The sequence below is a fragment of the Frankia sp. CcWB2 genome (genome assembly GCF_977927585.1).
On sequence record NZ_CDWRCM010000047.1, the window covers coordinates 12,639 to 13,305 of the forward strand.

Consider the following 667-nt stretch of genomic DNA (forward strand, 5'->3'; position numbering starts at 1 on the left):
CGTACCCCTCCAGCCGCATGATCTCCTCGACGAGATCGGCAGGCCGGGTCAGGTCAGGACGCCAGGACGGCGGCGTCACGATCAGGACACCGGGCAGGCCCCCGGTCGCCGGCCCGTCGGCCACTGCGCAGCCGACGTCGCCGAGCCGGCGCCGCACCACCTCGGCGGGGTAGGGCCGGCCGGCGAGACGTTCCGGTTCCGTCAGCGGCAGGGTCACCGGCGCCAGGCCGGGGCGGTGGTCCAGGTCGGTCACGCCGGGCTCGGGACGGGCGGCGGCGAGCTCGACGAGCAGGTCGACGGCCAGCGCCGCGGCGACCGGCGCGAGCGCCGGGTCGACGCCGCGTTCGAAACGCCGCGACGCCTCCGAGGACAGCCGGTGCCGGCGGGCGGTGCGGGCCACCGTGATCGGGTCGAAGTGCGCCGCCTCGAGGACGATGTCGGTGGTCGTCGCGGACACCTCCGTGCTGGCCCCGCCCATCACCCCGGCGAGCGCGATCGGACCGGTGTCGTCGGCGATGACCAGATCCTCGGGGTCGAGAGTGCGGTCGACCCCGTCGAGGGTGCGCAGCGTCTCTCCGGCGACGGCCCGGCGCACGATGATCGCGCCGGTCAGCTTCGCCCGGTCGAAGGCGTGCAACGGCTGGCCGAGGCCCAGCAGCACGGCGTT

1 protein-coding gene is annotated in these 667 nt (G+C 75.7%); it reads right to left on the reverse strand.

From position 1 onward, the window contains the following. The coding region (locus ACY45C_RS07410; protein ID WP_462186891.1) for a phenylalanine--tRNA ligase beta subunit-related protein at positions 1-667 on the reverse strand (667 nt) is incomplete at both ends.